This window comes from Burkholderia sp. LMG 13014 (assembly GCF_905232215.1).
In the GTDB taxonomy this organism is placed as follows: domain Bacteria; phylum Pseudomonadota; class Gammaproteobacteria; order Burkholderiales; family Burkholderiaceae; genus Burkholderia.
The window spans coordinates 1-4423 of the sequence record NZ_CAJNKE010000490.1 but is presented as its reverse complement, the minus strand read 5'-3'; the positions used below and the strand labels follow the sequence as shown (position 1 = coordinate 4423).

Below are 4423 nucleotides of genomic sequence, written 5' to 3'. Positions count from 1 at the left end.
TATTGTTTTTAATGCTCCTGGGGCGGGTCTGGGGGGCGGGCTTGCCGCGCTCGAAGGCGTCGCGCGCGAACCCGGCCGACGGCTGCATCGTGCGGCCGAGCAGGCTGTGCGTGCACAGCAGCGCGTACAGTTCGCCCGTCATGAACGTGCGGAAGCGCTCGATGCGCGAGCCGCGCACGGCGACCCACTTCGAATGCGTGCCCGGCAGCCCGATCCATCGCGGCAGCGCCGAACCGTGCGTCGCGCCGCTCGCGTGCAGCGCGCCGACGATCTGCGTCTCCTCGCCGCGCATCACGTTCGCCAGCTCGCCGCGCTGGATCAGCCCCGGCACGATGTGCACGGTCACGCCGCGCCGCGCACGCACCGTCAGCAGCGACGCGCCAAGCCGCGCCGCGTCGATCGGCACGTCCGCATACGGTGCCTCGCGCCAGCCCTGCGTGCTGCCGACCATGCCGGCCGCGACGACCGGCAGCGCCGGCCACGCATCGAGCCATGCGCCGCACACGTCCTCGAAGGCCGCATCGCATGCGTCGGCGATCGCGGCGCCCGCGATACCCAGCTGCATCACGCCCTTCGGCGCGGCCCGCTCGTCGAGCACGGTCCGCGCATCCGCCATCAGGTACGCGCGCAGCGACGTGGTGCCCCAGTCGAGCGCGATCAGGCGCGGCACCGGCGCTTCGCCACCGGGCCGTGGCATTACATCTTGCATAGGATTCCTCTGTTTGACGGTTGTGGCTCGCGGCTTCGTCACGCCGGTATCAGAAGAGCGTCTCGATACCCGCGTAGACGCCCGTCTGCCCGTGCCCCGGCATCGGCGACGCACCGAGCCCGTTGCCATTGCCGAGCCCCGGCGACTGCGGGTTCACGCCCAGGTTCGCCCCCGCGCTGTTGAACACGTGTGCGGCCGTCGCATACAGGAACGTGCGTTTCGACAGGTCGTACATCGCGCCGAGGCCGATGATCGTCGAGCGCCCTTCGCCGCTGTGGTCGGCGGTCCACTGGCCCGCGTCGATCTTCATCGAATAGACGGCGCTCTGCAGATGCAGGAACGGCGTCGCGTCGTACGTCACGCCGCCCCAGTAGTAGTTCGCGGTGCGCGACAGGCCGGCCGGCGTGTCGGGCGCGCTGTAGCGCGTATAGCCGAGCTGCACCAGCGCGGGGCCGAAGCGCTCGCGCACGCCGATGAACGCTTCCTGCGATGCGGTGAACAGGTTGTCTTCGCGGCCGTACTGGTTGCGGATCTCGTTCCAGATGGCGCGCACTTCGAAGTCGCCGTGCGTGTAGGCGACTGTCGCGCCGTCGGACAGGCCCGTCGCGCCCACGTTGTTCGGCGAGCCGCGCAGCCAGCCGTTCGAGCTGTTGCCGAGGTTCGCCTGCAGCGCGAACGAGAAGCCGCCGAACTTCGGCGATTCATAGCGGATCCCGTTCGACAGCTTCGGGCCGTTCCGGTACGACGTCAGCGACTCGACCGAATAGTTTTCCTCGAGCAGCGGATCGTACGACCAGATATAGCTGTTGATGAACGAACCCTGCCCGAGCCGCAGGAAGCCGTAGCGCTCGTTCTTGAAGCCGACCCACGCGCCGCGCTGGAACAGCACGCCGCCGCCGTAGTTGCCGTTCGCCGCGTTGATCGACGATTCGAGCCAGAACACCGCCTGGTTGCCGCCGCCGAGATCCTCCTTGCCGGTGATGCCGAGGATGCTCGTCCCCCAGTCGTTGCCTTCCGAAATGCGCGAGCCCGTCGAATGCGGGCCGTTCTGCACACCGCTCAGGTACTGCACGTCGCCGCCCACACGCCCCCACACGGTGACGCTCGATTGCGCCTGCGCCACCGCCGGCACCGCCAGGGCCAGCGCCGCGATCCACCCATACTGTCGCATCTAGATCTCCTCCTTCTTTTCGTTCACGTCTCGTTTGATTGGGGAAAGCGCTTTCCCTCGACAGCAAAAAAATTTCGCGGCGGTTGTCGCGCATCGTTTTCCGCTATGTCTCTTACGGAATGCGCGCGTGCTATGCTCGCGAATTGGGAAAGCGTTTTCATTGTCGGCGCGCGGTTGCGCTTTTTCAAGAAAATTCTGGCCCTCCAAGGGATACTACCGAGTCCGATCGCGCGGCACGCCTGCGATGCCGCCGCACGGTCGCCGCCGCTGGCGCGCATGCTATGCTCGCCGGCAAAATGCACTGACACTCACTTTCATCGTGGCCAAGATCAACGAAGTCGCCGCCGCCGCAGGCGTCTCCATCGGAACCGTCTCGAAGTTCATCAACAAGACGAAGCGCTTCTCGCCCGACGTCGAGCGCCGCATTGCCGAAGCGATCGAGCAGCTCGGCTACGAGTCGAACCCGCTCGCGCGCTCGATGGCCACCGGCCAGACCGGCGCGGTCGGCGTCGTGATCCAGGACATTCTCAACCCGTACTTCACCGCGATGGTCAAGGGCGTGAACCGGATCGCGCAGCGCAACGACTTCGTCGTCCTGATCGTCGATGCCGACGAGAACCGCAAGGGCGAACGGCCCGCGCTGACGAAGCTGAGCCGGCGCGTCGACGGGCTGATCCTGAACACCAGCATGCCCGACGACGACCTGCGCTGGACCGCGAGCCTCGGCAAGCCGGTGGTCGCGGTCGGCTCCGCGCCGCGCGACGGCCTGCTCACGCTGTACTCGGATCCGATCCGCGCGGGCGAGATGCTCGCGCAGCACCTGCTGATGGAAAAATACCAGCGCTTCGCGTACATCAGCCTGCCGAACGCGCGCGGCGACGACGAACGCCGCGCGGGTGCCGAGCAGGTGCTCGCACGCGCCGGGCTGCCGCTGCGCACTTTCAGCGTGCCGCGCGCGACGGTGGCCGATGGCGAGCGTGTGTGCGCGTCGGTGATGCTGTCGGCCGAACCGCCCGATGCGGTGATCTGCTACAACGACATGATCGCGGCCGGCTTCATCAAGGAAGCCGAACGGCTCGGCATCGCGATCCCGCACGACGTCGCCGTGTGCGGCTTCGACAACCTCGAACTCGGCAAGCTCACGTCGCCCACGCTGACGTCGATCGACACCGAAACCGAGCGCGCCGGCGAAGTCGCGATGACGACGCTGCTCGATGCGCTCGCGGGCAAGTCGCCGGCCCCGCATACGATGCTCGAATCGCGGCTCGTCGTGCGCGAATCGACGGTGCGGCCGCGCGACGCGCGCCGCCGCTGAGCGCTCGCCGCTTACCGCTTACCGCTCGATCAACGCGGCACCGCCGCGACCGCGTCACCCAGCCACGCGCGCGCGACGCAATGCTGCTCGAGCCCGGCCACGCCCGGGCGCGTTTCGAACAGGCTGCCCGCGAGCGGCCCGCGCAGCAATCCGTCCGCACTCACGTTGACCGATGCGGACGTCACGAACAGCGTCGTGCGATCGGCGCCGCCGAACGCGACGCTGGTCGGCCGCTGCACCGGCATTTCGACGACCCGGTCGAGCGCCCCGTCCGGCGCATAGCGATGCAGCCGCCAGCCGTCCCAGATCGCCGACCACACGCCGCCTTCCGCATCGACCGCGAGCCCGTCCGGCACGCCGCGCGCGTCGCCGAACGTCGCGAACGGCCGCGCATTCGATAACCGCCCGGCATCCACGTCGAAGTCGTACGCGAAGATCGTGCGGCGGCCGGAATCCGTCACGTACATCGTGGTGCCGTCCGGGCTCCAGCCCATCCCGTTCGCGCACGCGAAGCCGGCCACCGCGACGCGCGAAGCACGCGCATGCTCGAAGCAATGCAGATCGCCGGGGCCATCGCCGTCGTCGGCCATCGTGCCGACCCAGAAGCGGCCGCGCGCATCGACCGCGCCGTCGTTGTAGCGCAGCGACGGCCGCGCATGCGCGGCGTCGGCCAGCCGCTCGAGCGTGCCGTGCGCGGGATCGAACAGGTGCAGGCCACTCTTTAACGCGACGAGCAGCCGCCCATCGTCGACGCCCGCGACGCAGCCGGCCAGCTCCGGCAACAGCCAGAAACCGGTCTGCCCGTGGCCGGGCGTGTAGCGGTAGAGCGCGGTGCGCTTGATGTCGATCCAGTAGAGCGACGCCGAGCGTTCGCACCAGAGCGGGCCCTCTCCCAGGATCGCGTTCGCGCCCTGTACCAGTTTTACTGTCGTCATCGAAATTCTGTTGTTATGCATGCGTTCGGCCGCCCGCCGGTACGGCGGGCGGAACTGCCGGCGAGCCGGGCTCAGAGCGCGCGGCCCGCGTCGTCGAAGAAGTGCGCGTGCCGCATGTCGAAGCGCACGCCGACCGGCTGCCCGGCCGCGACCGTGTACGCGTCGCGGTTCTGCCGCACCGACAGCGGCCGGTCGTGGCCCGCGAGTTCGACATAGACGATCGTCGCGTCGCCCAGGTGCTCGGCGTGCGTGACGCGACCGTCGAGCCCCGTGCCGGGCGCGCCGACCGTGAG

Annotated in this window: 5 protein-coding genes; 1 reads left to right on the top strand and 4 read right to left on the bottom strand. The window is 68.7% G+C overall.

The annotated features are described in order from the left end of the window. Together JYJ84_RS29400 and JYJ84_RS29395 are read right to left on the bottom strand one after the other, a co-directional pair. Nucleotides 1–709: 2-dehydro-3-deoxygalactonokinase (locus JYJ84_RS29400; RefSeq protein WP_205189822.1), on the bottom strand; the 709-nt coding region annotated here is incomplete at its 3' end. Between the two features lie 49 nt (nt 710–758). Further along, nucleotides 759–1880 (bottom strand): porin, encoded by a 1122-nt coding sequence (locus tag JYJ84_RS29395; RefSeq protein WP_122950507.1) that lies wholly within the window; start codon nt 1878–1880, stop codon nt 759–761. Between the two features lie 319 nt (nt 1881–2199). Between JYJ84_RS29395 and JYJ84_RS29390 the strand changes: the two genes are divergently transcribed. After that, nucleotides 2200–3195, top strand: a complete 996-nt coding sequence (locus JYJ84_RS29390) for a LacI family DNA-binding transcriptional regulator (RefSeq protein ID WP_236027309.1) — start codon at nt 2200–2202, stop codon at nt 3193–3195. Between the two features lie 29 nt (nt 3196–3224). Here the strand turns inward: JYJ84_RS29390 and JYJ84_RS29385 are convergent, their stop codons facing one another. Together JYJ84_RS29385 and JYJ84_RS29380 are read right to left on the bottom strand one after the other, a co-directional pair. After that, the gene (locus JYJ84_RS29385) at nt 3225–4130 is read right to left on the bottom strand and encodes an SMP-30/gluconolactonase/LRE family protein (RefSeq protein WP_175220677.1); all 906 of its coding nucleotides are present in this window, start codon (nt 4128–4130) and stop codon (nt 3225–3227) included. A gap of 71 nt (nt 4131–4201) precedes the next feature. Beyond that, nucleotides 4202–4423, bottom strand: a 222-nt coding sequence (locus JYJ84_RS29380; protein WP_205189820.1) for a TOBE domain-containing protein, incomplete at its 5' end; no start/stop codon positions are given.